This window comes from Paenibacillus sp. GYB006, from assembly GCF_036577645.1.
Taxonomy (GTDB): Bacteria; Bacillota; Bacilli; order Paenibacillales; family Paenibacillaceae; genus Paenibacillus.
In genome coordinates this window covers 60,786-80,860 of record NZ_JARBDA010000004.1, presented here as the reverse complement: position 1 = coordinate 80,860, position 20,075 = coordinate 60,786, and the positions used below count along the sequence as shown (strand labels likewise).

20 protein-coding genes are annotated in these 20,075 nt (G+C 38.9%); 3 read left to right on the top strand and 17 right to left on the bottom strand.

All coding sequences use genetic code 11. From position 1 onward, the window contains the following. Positions 1-44: 44 nt before the first annotated feature. The 4 genes from PV403_RS11420 to nhaC all read right to left on the bottom strand — a co-directional run bounded on the left by PV403_RS11420 (position 45) and on the right by nhaC (position 3,758). Complete coding sequence (locus tag PV403_RS11420) at positions 45-473, bottom strand: GNAT family N-acetyltransferase (protein ID WP_332084663.1); 429 nt, start codon at positions 471-473, stop codon at positions 45-47. Positions 474-551: 78 nt separating this feature from the next. Next, positions 552-1,559 (bottom strand): phosphotransferase, encoded by a 1,008-nt coding sequence (locus tag PV403_RS11415; RefSeq protein ID WP_332084662.1) that lies wholly within the window; start codon positions 1,557-1,559, stop codon positions 552-554. After that, positions 1,556-2,137 (bottom strand): GNAT family N-acetyltransferase, encoded by a 582-nt coding sequence (locus PV403_RS11410; protein WP_332084661.1) that lies wholly within the window; start codon positions 2,135-2,137, stop codon positions 1,556-1,558. The genes PV403_RS11415 and PV403_RS11410 overlap by 4 nt, the downstream gene beginning before the upstream one ends. 253 nt (positions 2,138-2,390) lie before the next feature. Continuing rightward, positions 2,391-3,758, bottom strand: a complete 1,368-nt coding sequence (gene nhaC / locus PV403_RS11405) for a Na+/H+ antiporter NhaC (RefSeq protein WP_332084660.1) — start codon at positions 3,756-3,758, stop codon at positions 2,391-2,393. A 403-nt stretch (positions 3,759-4,161) separates the two neighbouring features. Between nhaC and PV403_RS11400 the strand changes: the two genes are divergently transcribed. Further along, positions 4,162-4,707, top strand: coding sequence for an NADPH-dependent FMN reductase (locus tag PV403_RS11400; RefSeq protein ID WP_332084659.1), 546 nt, complete (start codon positions 4,162-4,164; stop codon positions 4,705-4,707). 396 nt (positions 4,708-5,103) lie between these two features. On the opposite strand, the gene PV403_RS11395 is transcribed toward PV403_RS11400, so the two are convergent. From PV403_RS11395 to PV403_RS11365, 7 genes are all read right to left on the bottom strand, one after another. Next, the gene (locus PV403_RS11395) at positions 5,104-5,301 is read right to left on the bottom strand and encodes a hypothetical protein (RefSeq protein ID WP_160035332.1); all 198 of its coding nucleotides are present in this window, start codon (positions 5,299-5,301) and stop codon (positions 5,104-5,106) included. Between the two features lie 224 nt (positions 5,302-5,525). Continuing rightward, positions 5,526-5,843: a hypothetical protein gene (locus tag PV403_RS11390; protein ID WP_332084658.1), complete on the bottom strand. Its 318-nt coding sequence runs from the start codon at positions 5,841-5,843 to the stop codon at positions 5,526-5,528. Positions 5,844-6,034: 191 nt separating this feature from the next. Continuing rightward, on the bottom strand, positions 6,035-8,419 hold the full coding sequence (locus tag PV403_RS11385; RefSeq protein ID WP_332084657.1) for a polyprenyl synthetase family protein: 2,385 nt from the start codon (positions 8,417-8,419) through the stop codon (positions 6,035-6,037). 252 nt (positions 8,420-8,671) lie between these two features. Then, positions 8,672-9,103: an NUDIX domain-containing protein gene (locus PV403_RS11380; RefSeq protein ID WP_332084656.1), complete on the bottom strand. Its 432-nt coding sequence runs from the start codon at positions 9,101-9,103 to the stop codon at positions 8,672-8,674. A gap of 1 nt (position 9,104) precedes the next feature. Then, a complete protein-coding gene (locus PV403_RS11375) occupies positions 9,105-10,121 on the bottom strand; it encodes a phosphotransferase enzyme family protein (RefSeq protein WP_332084655.1) in 1,017 nt (338 codons plus the stop codon). Between the two features lie 23 nt (positions 10,122-10,144). Continuing rightward, positions 10,145-11,083, bottom strand: a complete 939-nt coding sequence (locus tag PV403_RS11370) for an NAD-dependent epimerase/dehydratase family protein (RefSeq protein WP_332084654.1) — start codon at positions 11,081-11,083, stop codon at positions 10,145-10,147. 316 nt (positions 11,084-11,399) lie between these two features. Further along, on the bottom strand, positions 11,400-12,302 hold the full coding sequence (locus PV403_RS11365; RefSeq protein WP_332084653.1) for an SDR family oxidoreductase: 903 nt from the start codon (positions 12,300-12,302) through the stop codon (positions 11,400-11,402). A gap of 329 nt (positions 12,303-12,631) precedes the next feature. Between PV403_RS11365 and PV403_RS11360 the strand changes: the two genes are divergently transcribed. Beyond that, positions 12,632-13,618, top strand: coding sequence for a diaminopimelate dehydrogenase (locus PV403_RS11360; RefSeq protein ID WP_332084652.1), 987 nt, complete (start codon positions 12,632-12,634; stop codon positions 13,616-13,618). Between the two features lie 81 nt (positions 13,619-13,699). On the opposite strand, the gene PV403_RS11355 is transcribed toward PV403_RS11360, so the two are convergent. Then, a complete protein-coding gene (locus tag PV403_RS11355) occupies positions 13,700-14,776 on the bottom strand; it encodes a branched-chain amino acid aminotransferase (RefSeq protein ID WP_332084989.1) in 1,077 nt (358 codons plus the stop codon). Positions 14,777-14,898: 122 nt separating this feature from the next. Between PV403_RS11355 and PV403_RS11350 the strand changes: the two genes are divergently transcribed. Continuing rightward, on the top strand, positions 14,899-15,792 hold the full coding sequence (locus PV403_RS11350; protein WP_213535035.1) for a LysR family transcriptional regulator: 894 nt from the start codon (positions 14,899-14,901) through the stop codon (positions 15,790-15,792). Between the two features lie 5 nt (positions 15,793-15,797). Here the strand turns inward: PV403_RS11350 and PV403_RS11345 are convergent, their stop codons facing one another. The 5 genes from PV403_RS11345 to PV403_RS11325 all read right to left on the bottom strand — a co-directional run bounded on the left by PV403_RS11345 (position 15,798) and on the right by PV403_RS11325 (position 19,961). Continuing rightward, the gene (locus PV403_RS11345; RefSeq protein ID WP_332084649.1) at positions 15,798-16,349 is read right to left on the bottom strand and encodes a histidine phosphatase family protein; all 552 of its coding nucleotides are present in this window, start codon (positions 16,347-16,349) and stop codon (positions 15,798-15,800) included. A 216-nt stretch (positions 16,350-16,565) separates the two neighbouring features. Then, positions 16,566-17,366 (bottom strand): SDR family NAD(P)-dependent oxidoreductase, encoded by an 801-nt coding sequence (locus PV403_RS11340; RefSeq protein ID WP_332084648.1) that lies wholly within the window; start codon positions 17,364-17,366, stop codon positions 16,566-16,568. Positions 17,367-17,565: 199 nt separating this feature from the next. Further along, positions 17,566-18,084: an NUDIX domain-containing protein gene (locus PV403_RS11335; RefSeq protein WP_332084647.1), complete on the bottom strand. Its 519-nt coding sequence runs from the start codon at positions 18,082-18,084 to the stop codon at positions 17,566-17,568. 84 nt (positions 18,085-18,168) lie between these two features. Continuing rightward, complete coding sequence (locus tag PV403_RS11330) at positions 18,169-18,744, bottom strand: GNAT family N-acetyltransferase (RefSeq protein WP_332084646.1); 576 nt, start codon at positions 18,742-18,744, stop codon at positions 18,169-18,171. A 299-nt stretch (positions 18,745-19,043) separates the two neighbouring features. Further along, the gene (locus tag PV403_RS11325) at positions 19,044-19,961 is read right to left on the bottom strand and encodes a methyl-accepting chemotaxis protein (RefSeq protein WP_332084988.1); all 918 of its coding nucleotides are present in this window, start codon (positions 19,959-19,961) and stop codon (positions 19,044-19,046) included. Between the last annotated feature and the right edge of the window lie 114 nt (positions 19,962-20,075).

Genomic DNA, 20,075 nt, shown 5'->3' with positions numbered 1-20,075 from the left:
ATTTTCACATCTTAATTCGAAAGTGTTCTCTAGAGAACAACGTCTCATAATTTCTTCTGTAGAACCTGTTCCTTTTGCTTTATATAACTTGATCTTTCATATGTTTGTATAGCAGCTTCATTCTTTTTACCTGTTAATAATTTCACTGAAGAAACACCTCGTAATTTAAGTTCTGCCTCAATAAAAGCCAACAATGATGTCGCTATCCCTTTTCTTCGTACATCTTCTTTAATGAACATTTCTGTAATTTCAGCATGAGGATTTGGATAACATATAGATTTGTAAAATTGCGCGCAAGCGAATCCTACGGGTACATTATTCATTAAAGCTAATGCAACAAGCTCATTAGAATAAGATAAGTTTTCAATAACTTCTTCTTCTGTAATTCCCACTCCATTAAATTCGTTATTAAGTTTAACAAGGTCTAGTGCATCTTTTGCGGTTGCCCATCGAAGATGAATATTTGATTCCATCAAGTTTTTCACTCCTTAAGTAAAATGAATATTGCTGCTCCTTTAATTGCATTTGATGTAATCGCATTCAACTTTATTTTAAACTTGCAAGTTTATAAAAAAGTCTAGTTTATCGCTAATAAAATCATCGTCAAAATCAATACTCCCATGAATATGAGAATCTCCTAGACATAACCCCATTAACCATAGCTGCCTTATTCCCACAAAGATCGGTACTGCCTGCAAATCCTTTTTGCTGAGTCTTCTTACCGATTCATAGCCCTCAATAAATGCATTCCATAGTCGCTCTAATTTGTCCGGATCATGACGAAGTCGTACTTCCCTGGCTAGTCGAAATTCCGCAATATCGTATGCTCTCCATCCAAATCCACATAGATCGAAATCATAATGAGTGTATGACATATCTTCTTTGAAGCTAATATTTGTATTTCCATGAAGATCACCATGACAGATTCCCCAGTCCAACTCTTCTAGTGGGAATTCAAGTAGTCTTTCTTCTAATTGTTTTGCAAACGTTCTAAGCCATTCAAAATCCACACTTCGATGAGTCATATAGGGTTCGATCGAGACGAGTGATTGGTGGATAAGATACTCCAAGTCTAATGGCTGTCTTGTAAATTCAGACTGAAAACCATCTGTTTTCATATGAATATCAGCTACTGCTTTACCAAAAAGATGACTTATTTCTTCATCATCAATAGACCTTTCGGTCCCTTCTGCAAATGAAAAGAGCACGCCGAATCTGTTGCCCTCTGGAGCGTTCAGCGTTTGAATGAAATTCCCGCTCTGATCAGCTATGGGTAGAGATACCGGGATCTCTTTCCCATCTAAGTAGGTTAACAATTCAATTTCAAAAGCAACTTCGGAATACTCAGATCTTCGAACCGCCCTGTAAACTCTAAACACATAGTTATTTTTTGTTGTTTTAATATGATAGGTATCATTCATCCCGCGAAGCAAATAACGGAACTCAGTTATATCATTCAGACCATAAGTCATTCCTATAAATTCTCGTAGTGCCTTATGAGATAAGGTTGAATAAGAAACTGGAAAATACACCTGAGATTTCTCCCTCCTGTTATTCATGCTCCATCTTCCTTTAGTTTTTCAATAAATTCATCTTTCGTTAACCCGAACATAATAAAGTCCAAGTATTTACCATTTACATATACCACCTGACGGCGGACCCCTTCTTGAATACAACCGAGTTTCCTCATCATCTGCGCCGAACCGACATTACCTTCAAGAACATAATCATTAAATTTATTAAGTCTTCGTTCTAGGAATGCATATTTCAAAAGAATTTTCATGGCACTTGTTCCGTAACCCTTACCTCTATACTCTTTATCTATTACAATACCGATACTAAATGTTCCATTTCTCTCGTTGATGCTGTTTAGATTAATACCGCCAATGCTATCGCCATCCAGGTTTTCAATAGTGAACATAATTCGTCCATTTGTGGATGTAAAGTTTGCATTATCTGCTACGAATTTTTTTGCCCCCAAAATGGTAGGCGGTAACTCCACAGCACATTCAAGTAAAATACGAGCAGGCGTGTCGAAATCACTGATATAACAACTCTCCCAGTCTTCTTCCTGTATTGCACGCAGCCTCACCTTTTCATCCTGCCAAAAGTAATCCGTGTAATCTATTTCTCTCATGATAACCTCCAAGATTTTATGTATTTGAATAGATACCTCTAACTAATCTACTTATCTCAACGCTTCGCAAAAGTATTTCATCGGATTAACGAGCATACCGAATTATACTATATCCTTTATTTTTATGTAATATTTTACAAAATACTATTTGATTTAAACTCATTCTTTCCCACCAGTTATACGAAAAAAAGCCGCGATCTACGCGACTTCCCTTAGGTAGTATTTAGTTTGTACACATTTATTTTTACTTTTACTATTCTAACGATTGTTTCTGCAACTTGGGAATCAGAACATAAGCAAACGTAATTATCGGACTTAACCATAAAAATGTTGCATATGGAATATATTCGATAACAGGAACCCCTAAGGTTGCTGCGAAAAAGGCCCCGCTTACCCCCCAAGGAATCAGTGGGTTAACAAGCGTCCCACAATCCTCAAGTGTTCGCGACAAGGTTCTGGTAGGAATTCCCCTGCGTGTATATTCATCCTTGAACATCTGACCTGGTAAGAGAATAGATAAATACTGTTCTCCTGTCATTCCGTTTACGGCGATGGATGAGGCACCCGTCATAAGAACGATATTGCTCTTACGCTTCAGCGGCTGAATCAACTTACGGAAAAAAGCTTCAATTACACCACAATACTGCAATAATCCACCGAGCGATAAAGCGATTAAGATGAGGGATACAGATCCCATCATCGACTGAAGTCCACCCCTATTTACGATAGAAGCTACCGTCTCATTCGTAATCGAGCTGGTGTAACCACTCTGCATCACGCTGAACCAAAAACTAACAGACGCCTGCTGTTGAATAAGTGCAGTAATGAGTAATCCGCTGACGATCCCAACAACAAGTGTTGGAAGAATCGGCACCCGCTTGACTGAGCATACAATAACGGCAATCGGGGACAAAAGGGTTAACCAATGAATATGAAATCCATCTTGTAATGCTAACTTGATTGCTTGAATAGACGATAAATCAATCGTGCTCGGCATTGGCAGAAATAGGAAAAATATAGTTGTAAGAATCAGTGCCGGCAGTGTGGTAAACATCATATTACGAATGTGAGTAAAAATAGAAATTCCCGCCACTGCTGGAGCAAAATTCGTCGTATCCGAGAGCGGTGACATTTTATCTCCAAAACACGCGCCGCAAATAACGGCTCCTGCAGCAATGGTTGGTGCAATACCAGTTGTTAAAGCAATTCCCATCAGAGCGACACCTACCGTGCTCACCGTAGTAAAAGAACTGCCGGTAAACATCGAGACCATAATTGTGATATATAATGCGCTCACTGCAAAATAATGAGGTTTAATATAATCCATACCATAGTATAAAATAGTCGGCACGGTGCCGCTCATCATCCACACGGCAATCAGAATACCAATGAGTGAGAGAATGAGAATGGGCATAATCGCCGTTTGAATCCCTTGAATTATTGCGGACTCAAGTTTTTTCCAAGAAACTCCGAATATACGCAGCAATACAGCTGTACCTACTGTGGTGAAGAGAAGCGGGATATGCGGCTCTGCTTTTAATAGAAATATGGATACAAATAATAATGCTAGAATAAAAATAATAAGCGTCAAACTTTTTGAAAAACTAAGCTGTCTGTCCATGATGAAAGCTCCTTATACATGTTCGGATATGATTTCATATCTTCTCGTTTTCAATATTTATAATACGTAAGTCAAGTTCACTTTTTTACTTTTAAGCTTTTTTGCTTTTGTGCATTGAAGTACTATCGTACTATAAACGAAAATAACGTATTACGTCAACGTAATAAACATACATATAAGGTTTATATAGTAAATACAATTAATCTTCATGTGATAATGAACATTTCATCAAACAAGCTCCCCAAAAAAATGTCCAGATCGAGTTAATATTTCCATTCATAAATATATAAACTTACTTTTATATATTATCTTGACATTAGTAATTAAACGGAGTTATAATAAATACATAAAGAGTTACATACAACAAACAAAAAAAATGATTAACCATTAGGAGGAAATCACAATGTCAAAACTAAACATCGGAATTATTTTAGGAAGCACTCGTCAAGGTCGTTTAAGTCCACAAGTTGGAGAATGGGTGAAAAGTATTGCTGATCAGCGCGGGGATGCTAATTATGAAATTATCGATATAGCTGATTACAAACTTCCACTACTCGGAGAAGAAGATGCTACAGAACAAGCAACTGCTTGGAATACGAAACTTGCAAGTTTAGATGGGTTTGTCTTTATCGTTCAAGAATACAACCACAGTATCTCCGCTTCATTAAAGAATGCGCTCGATTATGCACGCGAAGCTTGGAACAATAAAGCTGCTGGTATCGTAAGTTATGGTTCGGTTGGTGGCGCTCGTGCTGCTGAGCATTTACGTGGAATTTTGGGAGAGTTATCTGTGGCAGATGTTCGTGTACACCCAGCCCTTTCCCTCTTCACTGATTTTGAGAATGGAGCAGTATTTAAACCGGCAGACCTGCATCTTGTCAATGTGAACGGTATGCTTGATCAGGTAATCGCTTGGAGCGGAGCACTGAAACCACTGCGCCAAAATTAATTAAAAAGGTTAGATTTACATCTAAGAAACGCCATCCATACGATTTATATAATAATATACAGCCTTTGTTCGTATGACCGGACAAAGGCTGCATTTTATTCCAAACAAAAAACCGCGTTATCCGCGGCTCCTTATGTATTTGTTAAACCCAATATTTTGTTGTTATTACGTTCATGAGTGTTGATTTATTAATGGTCATCTTTTGCAAGTCTGAAGAACAAAGCTAACGCCCACCAACAACATAACAGTATAACTACAGCCATCATCGTAATGAATTCCATGTGATTGCTCCTTTCATCTGCCAATTCATTTATTGTAAAGTAAAAAGAGCACTAAATGGCGCTATAATCTTGACAACTATATGTCATTTTATAAAATCCATACAATGTCGGTTTGCTAATCCATTAACAGCACCCACAAAATAATAAAAGCAATAATCGCAACTAGATAAAACAATACAATTTTACCTATATTTTCTTTAGCTTTGCTTTCATATTCGTGGTTTTGCTTTGCATTCTCTTTCGATAAACCTACAAGTACGGTACCCACTCCTCCAATTAATGCTACGACAATCACAATGATATACATAGCCATACAATCCCACCTTCCTCCGTCTTTTTTACATTAGCTTCTTAGTTTTGATTATATAGATGTTATCATAATTGTAAATGTTTTCATTTTTATTAACCTATCCCAGAATTCATTCACTTGAAATTCCACCACGCATTGGTATTTGCTTAAACAGGCTTTGATGTGACAACAAAAAAAACACCCGCGCTTCTTGTTACTTCAACAAGAAAAGCGTGGATGCTATCGTTTTACCAGAAGAGCAGCAAGATTCCTAATATAACGGAAATAGCAGCCAAAATCCTAGCAAGGACGTTCTTTCCCATTACTTTACAAATAACTGCAACAAAGGCCATTGCTCCAACAGCACCTACAGTGATTTTCTCTGTAGTTTCATTGCTTGGGAGTGCGGTAACATTCATAAATCCGATCACTAAACCAAGAATTACTGTAATAGAAAAAGCAATATTATTTACCTTTCTATCTTTTACTATAAACATTAGTGCGATACTAACGAGACTCAGTATTGATACAATAACAAACATAATAAATAATACGCCAAGCGCCATAGTCTCATACCTCTCGTTGTTTAATTTATGTAAGCTTCCTTCATGATTCTTCATTGTGTGGTTATTTCTATATCATTACCACTTGGGAGTGATTATTAAAACAAATTATGTTTTGTATGAATTATGCAAAGAGAAAAAGTGCTGACATGAATGCCAACACTTTTGTTCATCTGATAAGTTTTACGAGCATGCTAATGATCTCGATGGATGATATAGTCCAATATATGCTTTAGAAAAACACTATTCCGAGGCATCGCTTTTAGAGCATCTACAGCATAACAATAGTGTTCCCACATGGCTTGTGCTGCACCGTCCGCTCCAAGTACAGTTACGAATGTTGAGTTATTATTCTGAACATCTTTCCCCGTAGGTTTCCCAAGCAATTTCAAATCTCCTTGCAGATCAAGCAGATCATCCTTAATCTGAAAAGCAATACCCGCATGATAAGCAAATTTCTTCAAAGTTGCGATTTCCTTTTCTTCCACGTTAGCAAGAATGGCCGGCATGATCAGGGAAGCTTCAAATGCAATTCCCGTTTTGTAAAAGCAAATGGTATTCAGTTCATCTAGCGTGAGCTCTTTTCCTTTGGACTCTAGATCCATCGCCTGACCCATGCACATCTCTCCTGCTTTTTGTGAAGAATATTGCATCAAAGCCAGGACAGATTTTGGGTCAAATGCATCTAGTGAAGATTGCTCCTGCGTTGCCTTTTGAATCAGAAATAGCCCTGTTAATTCTGCAGTTGCACTATTATACACTTCATGTAAAGTAGCGTGTCCTCTGCGGGTTGCCGCATTATCCTGTGTGGGCAGATCATCGAAGATCAGGGATGCCGTATGCATATATTCCAGGGAACGCAGCAACGGTGCAATGGCGGAAGAATGTAAGCCATATTCCTTCACTGCCATAACCCAAGCCATGACGGGACGGATTCGTTTGCCGCCGCCTGCAAGACTATAGTTGGCAGCATCCGTAAGCGGTTCTTTCAGCGATGAAGCCTGAACCGGTTTCGATATTTTCAGCAGGCGGTTAATCTCGGTTTGCGCTGTGTTTATCGTGTTTAAGAATTCTTCCTTTTCAAGACGCTCTTTTTTCATCACGGTCAGCAGCTGATCACGAAGCAGTTTATCAAAGAAATCCACATCTTCTGCTTTTCCAACCATCTGCTGAATTAGCCGGTTAAATTCAGGTATGCTAGATGTGAAAATATCCATAATCTCATTGTATTTGCTCGAACCTACACGTTTTTTGCAGCGTTTTAATCCATTAATAGCACGATCGAGGATCACTTCACGAGTCTTCGCATCCGAATGGTATACATTACGAATTAGATTGGAGATAACGGCCCAGTACAGCTCAAAAGGATTAATTAAATCCGGCCGCTGGTGTCGGTATGTTAAGTAATAAGTATAAGGCGTGACTGCTCCATCCCGCAGATCATCAAACATATCTGCAAAATCATCTGCCAACTGATTGTAGATTCCATAAGCAAAGGTTCGATTTTCAAATCCTTCATCCATAGGTTCACTAATAACGGATCTAACGATAAGACGCGACGATGATGATTTGATAATGATCGGTAGATAGATTTCTTCGTTCGTATAACTCCCATTGGATAGATCCTTGATACGATCTTGATCTTGAGATTGAAAAAACACATACGATTGTTCTAAGAATGTAGCCTGTGTATCTGCTCGCTGATAATCCCTAATGAATTCAAAAGCTTCTCGAAGCTCAGAATGAACATACTGAATCATTTCCAAGTTTGTTCCAGTCCATTCTTCCAGATCAGGAACAGATCCGGTAAGAAGCGAGATTCGTATCATCTCCGAATATTGCTCTTTCTCCTCGTTACTCAGTACATCCGAATCTAAAAGGTCGTCTATAAATGGATAAGTGAGTCCATAAGAATAACCCAAACGAATGGCTGCATCTAAACTCTCAGCTCGTTCTTCAGGCGATACCTCATCATCCATCTCTTCCATCACGTGAAGAACAACCCCGATAATGATCTTCATAAGTTTACGCTGTGCTTGTTCAGCGTCCATCTCTTTAGGGATATGAGCAGAGACACGCTTCAGTTTGTTCATCACCCAAATGGTTGCATTCTCTACTCTTTCTTTCTGTGCCCATCTATAAAATGAAGCGAAGTTAATGAAATCAGGCTCTTCACGATCACTCGCTGTTCCAGGAGTAAGCAGATACTTTTTAATATCTGTAATCAGACGCTGAATACGAATCTGCGTATGCGGATCATCGAGCGCTTTACCAAGATCCCTCATATAAATATAGGAGACGCTGCGATCTAAATAATCATCTAATTTACCCGTATAATGCAGCCATTTCATGTACTGATAATAGTCATTCGAATTTGGAGTTTTCTTTCTGCGCTTTAGAAATTGAATAATGGAATTTTCATGAACATGATCTTTTTTCCATAACAAAATGTCTTCTGTTAATAAAGATACATACGTTTTATCTATAAACTGATTATAAAGTGTTTCATAATACGCTGCTGCTTTTCGTTCTGCTTCCTGATACCAATGATCCGCACGAACTGTCATTTCTTTATTCATCTAATGGATTACCTCAACTTCTTTATTGTTCATCATGTCTACGTATGCTTTGTAAGAGATTTCTCCATAAACATCAACAGATCTACATCATACCCAGTCCTGCCATTAAGACATGTTCATAGCATTAATACGGAATAAGGGCGTTTAGGTTACGGAAATGTGATAAATCTTCGTTTATCAAAAATCCCCATAAGAAAACCGCCTGTAATAAGGCGGCCATCTATATTTATTATACTGTTGTTAGACGAAGAATTATTCAATCCACTGTCTCGGTCCGATGGTATGGAATAATTGTTTGCGTTCGGTTCGGATTGCATCCTGGATACGTCTGTAGGTAAAATCACTAATGGGTTTCGGCAAGTCCGTAATATCGTAATATCCGCATTCTAGAATTTCGGGCGAAGATGGCTCAGGTTTTTGATCAGAAGAATGATCTGCGATAAATACAAAATGATGCATGTCAAAGTTAGGATCATAATAAACACCGGTTAACTGCTCCATTTGTACCGTAAGTCCAACTTCTTCTTGCACTTCTCTTATCACTGTTTCCTCTGCTGACTCCTTCTCTTCGGACTTCCCTCCAGGAAGATCCCAATTATTCTTGCCATAGCTGTGTTTTACTAACAAAATATGACCTTTAGAATTCAAAATAACAGCCGCTGCACCCATGTACTTCGTAGTCATATCAATTCCCCCATATGTTCACAATTGGTTCTCCTGTTTCTAAACGGATCTTGCTTTCTCTAATCCAATCTTTAAACCACTGGTTATCCGAATGACTGAAGGTTTCATCGCCCTCAAAATTGCGAAAGGCTCCAATGTATACAATAAGTTCTCTGAGCCTTAAGAACAAAGGCATTTGTTTTAACCATTGCTCTTCAAGCTGATTCTCTTCGCGGTATCCCTTTAGAAAAGGTTCCATAAATCTACTCGCTTGATACTCTCTGAGGTTCTTTCCTTCCTCCCCGCCATATACATATACAAGATAATACAGCTGTATAGCGATGTCTTCCACAAACCAACTATACTGGGCTTCATCAAAATCAAACAATGTTATCTCGCCTTGTTCTCTGACTAAATAATTTGCATTAATAATATCCCCATGAATCAATCCGTAAGCATCTTCACTGATTGGCAGCTTCTGAATCGAATGTACCAATTCTAAATAACGTTCTCTTACCCCAGTATGAGAATCTGGCAAGATATCGATATTTTTCAAGTAATAATTTTCAGTCCACTCATGTCTTCTGATCTTAGCATCTGCAGGTTTATACGATTTCGATAACGCATGCATTCTACCCGTTAATCTCCCTAATCTCTCGTACAGTTCATGATCCTTAAGGCAGTCGGGGTAATCTATTTTCTTTCCCTTTGCTTTGTCAAAGACTGCTGCTGTAAAATACATCTCTTCTAATTCTGCAGTTTCAGTCCTCCTTCCGTGAATGGAGGGTACTGGTGCAGATACAGATATTCCATGATCAGCCAAGTAAAGAATCCACTCTAGCTCTGCTTGCACTTCACTAAGGGTACGATGCGCACTTGGGGTGAATCTCATTATGTACTCTTTGTTATCAACCTGGTATTCATAAATGAAGTTTTGAAAACCGCCAATATAATGTAAGTCTTCTGTTTTTATACCATAACGGCTCACAATCTCTTCCCTGTTTACGTGATCAAAAACCGCTGCGATTTCATTTTCCATATTAATCGTTGTCCTCCTTATCATTATTTTTGTTGATTTATGTACCAATCACTTGTCTCTTTGATCGCCTGTTCATGTGAGGTCGTATCAAAAGCAAAATGATTACTAAATTTGCTGGAATCGACAATAAAATTCTGATCTTGTTGATACATTAACTCTTTAAAATTTTTCATGAACGGATTAAATAAGCCTGTTACATTGACAATAAACTTATTTGCAATTCGATATTTCGGCACCTTAGATAAACGAGATGATATTTGTTCAACTAACTGCCGAGTGGTCATTGGTGCTGCATGAGGAATGTGCCATACTTCACCAACAGCTCTATCCTCATCACCTAGAATGGTTAAACCTCTCGCAAAATCTTTAATAAAGATGTGGGAATGTAAGGTGTCAGGGTTGCCGATCAGTTCAACTGGCTTTCCTTCTAACAAATGTAGAAAAACTCTCTGACCCAGCATAGCGTTTAAAGCATATGGACCATAGAAATCAGATCCTCTTCCAATGGTTGCTCTAAGTTTTCCCTGCTTTACAGCATCCATTAAAGTGGTAGCCAGCTGAGCGCGCACCCTCGTTTTTTCCCCAACAGGCTGGTAAGCCATGTTCTCGTGAAAGGGCTCTTTCTGAGGACCGTATGCGTATAGATTATCAGCGTATACTAACTTTACATCATTCTCAGCAGATGCTTGTATTAAATTATTCATGATGACAGGCAATACCGTCGGCCACTCCCGATATGGAAGACCCGTGGCATTATAAATAACCGATGCATTTTTCAGGATATTTCGGGTATTTTCCAAATCTGTCATATCACTTTTGATGCATGGTACACCTTTAGGCACTATCGCTTTCCCGCTTCGATTTACAGCTTTTACTGACTTGCCTTGCTTTAATAATTCATTGATTAATGCTAGACCCAAAGGACCTGTCCCTGCGACAACGTGTTCGTTTTTCGATAACATTATTATCCTCCTTACCACCTTTTATTTTTTTAAAAATTTCATTTAATTGAATTTTTTTACATTATATAATACATATTGACATCAACTATAGGGAAATTGCAACGATAAAAATATATCCATATTGGTTGCCATTCGATTACGAATTTCGTTTGCTTATATCGCGATATTAGTCTCATTTTTCTCTAGCGCAGAATTCGAGAAATTCATCATAATAGATACATAAAAGAACAAGAAAGCGACCTTAGAACGACTAAAAAGGAGCTAATTTCCACTTTGGAAACTAGCTCCTTTTTATATATCATTTATATAAATCAAATCAAGGGGAAGGAACGCCGCCATTTGCATTGAGTGTTTCACCTGTCACATAACTTGATTCATGACTTGCCAAGAATACATAGGCTGGTGCCATTTCAGCAGGTTGACCAGGACGACCCATCGGTACATCCGCACCGAACTCTGCTAATTTCTCTGTAGGCTGTCCTCCTACCACTTGAAGCGGTGTCCATACCGGACCTGGAGCCACCACGTTCACCCGAATTCCTTTGCTAGCGACTTGCTGTGCAAGAGCTTTACTGAACGTATTAATGGCCGCTTTCGTTGTCGCATAATCTAGTAAGATCGGTGCTGGGGTATAGGCCTGAATAGAAGACGTATTGATAATCGAACTTCCCGGTTTCATGTGTTTAATCGCCGCTTTACACAACCAGAACGTGGAATATACATTCGTTTTAAAAGTCGCATCAAACTGTTCGGTTGTAAGATCTGCGATGTCTTCTACAAATTGCTGTTTACCGGCAACATTCGCAAGTATATCAATACCGCCAAGTTCTTTGACTGCATCTTCTATTAACTGCTCGCAGTACTTCTCATCTTTCAAATCACCAGGGATCGCAATCGCTTTTCTTCCTGCTTCTTCGATCCGCTGAACCACCTCTTTGGCATCAGCTTCTTCTTCAGGTAAGTATGACAATACAACATCCGCACCCTCAAGAGCAAAAGCAATGGCTGCAGCACGTCCAATCCCGCTGTCTGCTCCGGTTACGACTGCTTTACGCCCAGCTAAACGTCCGCTTCCGCGATAACTAGTCTCCCCAGCATCCGGCACGGGGGTCATTTCCTTCTGTAATCCAGGTTCAGGTTGTTTTTGTTTCCACTCACTCGTTGCTTTCGGATACTGAGTAGTTGGGTCCTGCACTTTGTATTGATCTTGTTCAGACATCGTTGATCCCTCCATTATCTTGTATGTGTGTTACATTAAGTGTGTTGGATATCTATTAACTCCTCTTTTTCTAGTAACCGGGATTGACTAAATTCAAACGGGTACTAAGTCGAATGTCTTTAAAACGGATATACTTATCAAGTTCAAAGTCTTTGTATAATCCAACATAGGTTTGCATTAATCGTACATAAGTTTACACTAAATGTTATATTTCTCGTTATATTGCGTGAAGATCTAATTAGGATTCGAAGTTTTAGTTTACATTTGATATCTGATCTTTATACTTATAAATATGCATTTGCTATTTTCAACTAGAGGAGGACTTTTTCTTGAGTAAAACTATTCAAATAGGTATCGTAGGATACGGAAATTTGGGCCGTGGTGTGGAACTTGCCATCAAGCAAAACCCAGACATGGAGCTTGTAGCCATCTTCACTCGTCGCCAGCCGGATCAATTAACATCTGCTAATGGCAGTGCGAAATTCGAACATATTTCTACAGTAGAACAGTATAAAGGTAAAATCGATGTGATGATCTTGTGCGGAGGTTCCGCAACCGATCTTCCTGAACAAACCCCTGCTATTGCAAGTATGTTCAACACAGTGGACAGCTATGATACTCATGCGAAAATTCCTGAGTTCTATGACAAAGTGAACGAAGCAGCAGTGAAAGGAAATAACCTTAGTGTCATCTCTACAGGATGGGATCCTGGTTTATTCTCACTAAATCGTTTGCTCGCTGAATCTATCCTTCCTGAAGGTAAAGATTTTACTTTCTGGGGTAAAGGCGTAAGCCAAGGGCATTCCGATGCTGTTCGCCGTGTTCCGGGTGTAAAAGCAGGTGTGCAATACACAGTTCCTGTTGAAGAAGTCATTGAGAGCATTCGTTCTGGTGAAACACCAGAACTTACGACAAGAGATAAACATCTTCGTGAATGTTTTATTGTCCCTGAAGAAGGCGCAGATCTTGAAGCGATTAAAGAAGCAATCGTAACTATGCCGAACTATTTCGCTGATTACAACACGAATGTTCATTTCATTACGGAAGAAGAGTTGAAAGCTGAACATCAAGGCATGCCTCACGGTGGGTTTGTTATTCGCAGCGGTGTAACAGGCAAAGGTACAAAACAAATCATGGAATTCAGTCTGAAACTCGAGAGCAATCCAGAGTTTACTGCAAGCGTACTTGTCGCTTATGCAAGAGCTGCATATCGCCTCAGCAGTGAAGGACAAAATGGAGCTAAAACTGTTCTTGATATTCCACTGTCTTACTTGTCTCCTAAATCAGGAGCAGATCTTCGTCGTGAGTTGTTATAATATACGAAATAAAAAAGAACCTTCATCTGCAGATGAAGGTTCTTTTATTTAGATTACAAGTTATTTTGAAAAGCTTACGAATTATTTGACTTCAACCATCCAATCAAGTACATCCTCTTGCTCACCATTCTGGATACCCGTAAGTGTATCATATAATCTAGCTGATAATTCACCGGTATTTCCCTCGTTAATGACCATCTTCTTATCTTGCCATTGCAGTTCACCAATTGGAGAGATCACCGCTGCTGTTCCTGTACCGAAGGATTCTTCCAAAGTACCGTTAGTGTACGCTTCATACAACTCATCGATAGAAATCAAGCGCTCTTCTGTCGGAATATTCCAGTGTTTTAGTAACTGAAGAATAGAGTTCCGAGTAACCCCATCCAAAATACTTCCCGTTAAAGCAGGTGTCACTACCTTCCCGTCAATCTTGAAGAAAACGTTCATGCTGCCTACTTCTTCAATATACTTCCGCTCAATACCATCTAACCATAGTACCTGAGCAAAACCGTTGCCAGCAACTCCGGAATGAGCTTTTAATCCGGAAGCATAATTACCCGCCGTTTTCGCCATACCTGTTCCGCCTTTTACAGCACGAACATATTCAGATTCAACATAGATTCTAACTGGCTTAATTCCTTCAGGGTAATAGGAACCAACAGGAGATAGAATGATAATAAATTGGTACGACGTTGAAGTGGATGCTCCAAGCGAAGCTTCCGTTGCAATGATAAATGGACGGATATATAAAGATGTTCCTTTTTCGGTAGGAATCCAATCCTGATCAATTTGAATTAATTGCTTCAATGCTTCCAGGGCGAATTCTTCATCAATTTGCGGAATATCAATACGATCATTCGACAAATTCAGGCGTTTAAAGTTTTTATGCGGACGGAATAATAGGATTCTTTCATCAGAAGTACGATATGCCTTCATTCCTTCAAATACGGTTTGTCCATAGTGAAACACTTTGGCCGCAGGATCTAGAGAGATCGGTTGATAAGGGATGATCCGCGGGTTATGCCAGCCTTCTTCCGGATTATCATAGTCCATCATGAACATATGGTCTGTATAATACTTACCGAAACCAAGCTCATTTGCAGCCGGCTTCTGTTTTTTTGTCTTCGTAAGTTCAATTTCCATTGATAATGACACGATTACCACCATACTTTCTCCAAACTATTATTGTGTTGAATTGTAGCACCTCTTAAAGTATATTGTAAATATCTTTTTTATAGATTATGCATACCTTTTAGGTATGATTGTTGGGAGAGAGAATCATGGACATTCGGCAATTGCGCTACTTTCTAGCCATAGCAAACGAAGGGCAAATCACTCGCGCTGCCAAAGTGTTGAATATGGAACAGCCCCCCTTAAGTCGTCAACTCAGACAAATGGAGCAAGAGTTAGAGGTTACCTTATTTGATCGCAGCGGACACAAACTCTACCTTACCCCTGCAGGAGAGATTTTGCGGCAAAAAGCAGAACTCCTCATTCAACAGTTTCATGAAACGATTCAAGAAGTGAAAGAGGTGGATGAAGGCGTTCTAGGGATTCTTTCCATCGGCGCAGTTGTATCATGTATTTCCCTTCTTCCACCAAAAATCAAGATGTTTCGTGAGCAATATCCTGAAGTAACCTTTAAAATCAGTGAAGGCGATCATTTTCTGTTAGCTAAACAATTAGAACAAAGAACGATTGAACTCATTGTGGCTAGATTGCCATTTGAAGCGACTTCCGAAATGAGTCCCTATTCTGTTTTACATCTACCTTCCGATCCATTTGTTGCCGTACTCCCAAGTGATTGGAGACTAGCTTCATCTCATGATTCAATAAGGATGCACGAACTAGCCGATATTCCCTTTCTAACATTAAAGACAGATGAAACGACTGCCATGCATAACCGGGTGATGAATGAATGTAAACGACACGGCTTTGAACCTGCTGTCATTTGCGAGTGTTCGAGTGTAGCCATCATTATTGCGCTTGTAGCATCAGGGATTGGAGGAACGATTCTCCCAAGATCGGTAATGGCCTCTTTCCCGTTACCTGTTATCAAAATGCTCCCCATCGCGGACATTAACTCTGAATCTGATGTAGGGATTGTCTGGTTAAAAGATCGCTATCTTTCTAAAAGTGCCCGGCATTTTATTGCCATGTTTCAAGAGGCTTAGCTACATCAACTATTATATATAGTTTCCTTCGATGCGAATTGATATGTTTTATATTTTCCATTCGCCGAAGCAAATTTTAATAAATTTCCGTCCTCTGGAGTACCCAAGAAGTATGCTCCAATACATCCTGTTGTACATCTGTGACCTGACAACAAAATATTCACTTGAGTGTTACCATACATCGATTCAAGTTCATTCATAAATTGAAATACTCTCTTGATATAACTGTTTACGTCTTCCACACCTTGATAAATCGCCGGATCAGGCGTTGACCCGCTCATTATCACTTCTTCTCTATGTAGTAGATCAGCATCTCCTAGATCAAACACATCTAGTCTTGCATCTATGGTTGCTTTCATTCCACTCACGATCTCAGCGGTTTGGATTGCTCTGATCTGCGGGGAAGAAAACACGTAGTCGAATTTCACACTATTCATTTCTTCTTTTGATATTTCTGCCTGTTTGATTCCATATTCGTTAAGCGGTAATCCTTTTCTTCCTTGGAGCCTGCCTTCTTTATTCAGATCGGTTTGTCCATGTCTAATCACGTATATCATATAAGTATCCCCTATCCCGTAATATATACATTTAGACTACCATATATCAACTATCAGTTCACTTCTCCAGTTGTTAGATGCAATCTTATTGATTCTAACTTAAAGTCAAAATAACATCATTCTACTAAAAATGTTGAACTCATCAGGGTCAAAAAGCACTCCTCCACAGAAGTGGAAGAGTGCTATTAACCAGATATAGATATCTAACTATATTTATTATTGATTTTTACTCATTGCAACGAAGTCCGGAACGGTTGGGTTAGCAAGATAATGTCCGCCTTCTACTTGAATCGTTTGTCCTGTGATAAATTTAGATTCATCTGAAGCAAGGAAAAGAACCGTATTAGCGATATCTTCTGGCTCTCCGTGGTAAGGAAGCGCATTATATTTCATAAATGTATCTAATAGTTCAGGAGACAAGTTATTTTTAGCTGCTGGCGTAAGGATAAGACCTGGTGCTACACCATTACAACGAATATTTTGTTTACCGTATTGTGTTGCTACATATTTAGTCAAATGTACGACAGCTGCTTTCGTTGTACCATATGCTGTACGAATAATATCAGATGCGAATCCAGCCATCGAAGCTGTGTTAATGATCGCTCCTCCACCAGCTTTAACCATATGAGGAATCGCATATTTACATCCAGCAAGTACACTCTTCAGGTTTACGTTAACTAGGTGATCCCACTCTTCTAGATCCATGTTTACAACATCCAGATCTTTTCTCAAGTTTGTCAAACCAACATTATTGAAAAGAATGTTTACTGTTCCGTATTTTTCAACTGTTTTATCAACTGTTTCTTTAATGGATTCTAATTTGGAAGCATCCAAGAATATTCCGTATGCTTCGCCGCCTTGATTTACGATTTCTTGAGCTGCCTCTTCTGCACCTTTTTGATTGAAGTCAGCAATAACAACTTTAGCACCTTCTTTAGCAAGAATCTGTGCTGTTGCAAGCCCGATTCCTGAAGCTCCACCTGTGATAATAGCTACTTTACCTTGTACGCGTTCCATGATTTATGTTCCTCCTGTATGTAAAATGATCTGTCACACGAGCTTCTGGGAACAAGTTTACTTATATGTTAGTAATCTCTCACATTAAATCTCGTAAACAGTGATTTTTAGCACAGAGAAGTATAACATTATGAGAATCATAAAATCAAGTCTCTCTTATATTTTAAAATTAAGATTTATTGTTTAGATATAAATGAATTTACATATCCTTGCAATACATCTTCACTTCCTGTAAAAAAAGAAAATCCCTTTTTTGAATAAACCGACCGACATAATCTTTTGGTTTATCATGTTTTATTAATGAAACAGCTTGCTCATAATCCATCCATTTCAATTGGAATCCATTTGCTTGTTCTTCTTTTGTAAAAGTTGGCGTATGGCTAATTTCTACCGCTCTAGCCAGAAAACAGTAGGATTGTTGTATTAAATGATGCTGACCTCTATGTTCAATAATGGATCCAAGATTAGAGATCATTTCTATCTTCGCCCCAACCTCTTCTTTTACTTCACGCAGTAAAGCTTCTGACCATGTTTCATTAGTCTCCACACCACCCCCGGGTAATTTATGATAGTTATTTTCCGATACATAAAGGAGAGCGATTTGATTAGATTCATTTAAGATGATTGCTCTTACAGCCTTTCGTATGTGAACCTGATCAGGTAAGTTACTTCTCATTAAACCTATATCTATGTCAGAAATTTCAGCGATTAATTCCACTCTTACAGCTCCTTTAATCTATTTATCCCCTCTAACCATGGAAAGGGCTGCCTTATGGCAACCCTTAATCCTTTCGTCTTTCTCTTATTCTTTTTTCGTTGTGTAATAGTGATACTTCTTTTCCTCAATCTCTATATCACGTTCAAACACAAATCCGGATTTATTGATCACCCGATTAGATGAAAAATTGCATATCTGTGCAATAGCAACGAGTTGCTCGGTATTTGTATTACAGAACAAGTAATGAATGAGTCCCTTCACTGCTTGCGTAGTATACCCATTATTTCTATATTCGCTTGCTATCCCGTAGTAAATTTCTCTCTTGGGTGGAGTAATTTTGTCTAGCACTCCTGTACCGCAGACCCCAATGAACTTACCTGTCCCTTTCGAGATGATTCCAAGACGCAAACGAATTTCTCCTATATCCCCATCTGTAGATACAGCTTGTAAGAATTGTTTATTCTCCGGGATTTCGTAATTATGAAACCATTCTTCTCTCTGCTCCTTAGACACATTCCAATCTACTAGAAACTCATGAAAATGTGGTTGCCAAGTAAGATCGTGAAGGGCATCTAAGTCCTCTGCCATATACTCTCTCAGCATAATATCTTTGCAATCTACCGTTAATATCTCATCACTTGTATTGATGACATGCTTCATGTGAACCTCCTCAAAATAGCAGGAGTACAAAGCCGATGACCTGGAAAGACATATCCAATAATACAGTAACTCCTCAAGGATTCACTGCATTATGCGATAAAATCAACACTTTGCTCTGCATCCTTGTAATGGTAATAATCCTTATTAGATAACCTATTACAAAGTTACTGGCATCGTGTCGTCCTCCTTCCATTTATATCCATAAAATTATAACAAGGTTTTCGTTCAACTTCAATCTCTTGAACTGGGATTCCACACTAAAAAGAGCATGAGAAATTCCTCATGCCCTTCATCTACATTTATACAATCGTTATCACTTGTCTTGCTTTGGAATCCAGCTCCTGTGCGGAGGAGAGTACCACTGTAAAATCCTTCATGGCAACCTCAATCTGCTGTTGACTTTGCTCAATATAATTCTGAATTTCCATTGTCCCTTGAGATATATTTGAAATCTCTTTCGTTATGCCCTGTACACTGTCTCGTATCTCAACAATCGAATTCTCTACCATCGAAGACAGTTTCTTCACTTCTTTAGCCACAACATCAAACCCTCTGCCATATTCACCTGCATGGGCAGCTTCGATTGCAGCATTAAGTGCAAGGAGCTGCGTCTGGGAGGAAATGTTACGAATCGTTTTCACTACGTTTTGTATGGATTTAGCTTCCTGCTGTAAATCTGTAAGCGTTTGCGTATTTATGGCAGATACATTCGCAATGGAGAAGATACTTTTCAACAATTCTTCGCTGCGTTCAATACCCATTTCAGCACGTTTGTTTAGGACCGTAGACATTTCCTTGAGCTCATCTACAACAGCCGTAAGATTATTTTGGCGATTCGTTATGTTGGTGGCTACCTTAGTTACAGCGAGAATTTTCTCGCCCTTCTCATCAAAAATTGGCATATAGGTAGCTTCGAGCCACATTTGATTCCCTTTAGCATCTTTACGTTCAATCTTATCCTGATAACTTTTCCCACAAAGGATATTGCTCCAGAACTCTTCGTATTCTGGACTATTAACAAATTTGGTAAAGCATAATTCCTTATGTAACATTCCATACATTTCTTCTCTCGAATAACCCATGCTTCTTGCAAATCCTTCATTCACATACGTTACACGGCGTTCAAGATCAAATCGAATAATTGCTAAGTTCTTCTCCATCGCCGAAATCACGGATTGATATGTCACGCCATCCTCCGTGCTGTTATTACTTATCATGTTCAATTACATTCCTCCACACTCTTTACTCGGGCTTAACTAAAATAAGAAATAAAAATCGCACAGTACCAATGGGTCAACAAAGAAATATACAGGCTAAATGGTAGTCTGTCT

What these genes read in the sequence shown, in the direction of transcription:
- PV403_RS11420 (WP_332084663.1), bottom strand. Translation starts at nt 473, where the DNA reads ATGGAATCAAATATTCATCTTCGATGGGCAACCGCAAAAGATGCACTA.
- PV403_RS11415 (WP_332084662.1), bottom strand. Translation starts at nt 1,559, where the DNA reads ATGAATAACAGGAGGGAGAAATCTCAGGTGTATTTTCCAGTTTCTTAT.
- PV403_RS11410 (WP_332084661.1), bottom strand. Translation starts at nt 2,137, where the DNA reads ATGAGAGAAATAGATTACACGGATTACTTTTGGCAGGATGAAAAGGTG.
- nhaC (WP_332084660.1), bottom strand. Translation starts at nt 3,758, where the DNA reads ATGGACAGACAGCTTAGTTTTTCAAAAAGTTTGACGCTTATTATTTTT.
- PV403_RS11400 (WP_332084659.1), top strand. Translation starts at nt 4,162, where the DNA reads ATGTCAAAACTAAACATCGGAATTATTTTAGGAAGCACTCGTCAAGGT.
- PV403_RS11395 (WP_160035332.1), bottom strand. Translation starts at nt 5,301, where the DNA reads ATGGCTATGTATATCATTGTGATTGTCGTAGCATTAATTGGAGGAGTG.
- PV403_RS11390 (WP_332084658.1), bottom strand. Translation starts at nt 5,843, where the DNA reads ATGGCGCTTGGCGTATTATTTATTATGTTTGTTATTGTATCAATACTG.
- PV403_RS11385 (WP_332084657.1), bottom strand. Translation starts at nt 8,419, where the DNA reads ATGAATAAAGAAATGACAGTTCGTGCGGATCATTGGTATCAGGAAGCA.
- PV403_RS11380 (WP_332084656.1), bottom strand. Translation starts at nt 9,103, where the DNA reads ATGACTACGAAGTACATGGGTGCAGCGGCTGTTATTTTGAATTCTAAA.
- PV403_RS11375 (WP_332084655.1), bottom strand. Translation starts at nt 10,121, where the DNA reads ATGGAAAATGAAATCGCAGCGGTTTTTGATCACGTAAACAGGGAAGAG.
- PV403_RS11370 (WP_332084654.1), bottom strand. Translation starts at nt 11,083, where the DNA reads ATGTTATCGAAAAACGAACACGTTGTCGCAGGGACAGGTCCTTTGGGT.
- PV403_RS11365 (WP_332084653.1), bottom strand. Translation starts at nt 12,302, where the DNA reads ATGTCTGAACAAGATCAATACAAAGTGCAGGACCCAACTACTCAGTAT.
- PV403_RS11350 (WP_213535035.1), top strand. Translation starts at nt 14,899, where the DNA reads ATGGACATTCGGCAATTGCGCTACTTTCTAGCCATAGCAAACGAAGGG.
- PV403_RS11345 (WP_332084649.1), bottom strand. Translation starts at nt 16,349, where the DNA reads ATGATATACGTGATTAGACATGGACAAACCGATCTGAATAAAGAAGGC.
- PV403_RS11340 (WP_332084648.1), bottom strand. Translation starts at nt 17,366, where the DNA reads ATGGAACGCGTACAAGGTAAAGTAGCTATTATCACAGGTGGAGCTTCA.
- PV403_RS11330 (WP_332084646.1), bottom strand. Translation starts at nt 18,744, where the DNA reads ATGAAGCATGTCATCAATACAAGTGATGAGATATTAACGGTAGATTGC.
- PV403_RS11325 (WP_332084988.1), bottom strand. Translation starts at nt 19,961, where the DNA reads ATGATAAGTAATAACAGCACGGAGGATGGCGTGACATATCAATCCGTG.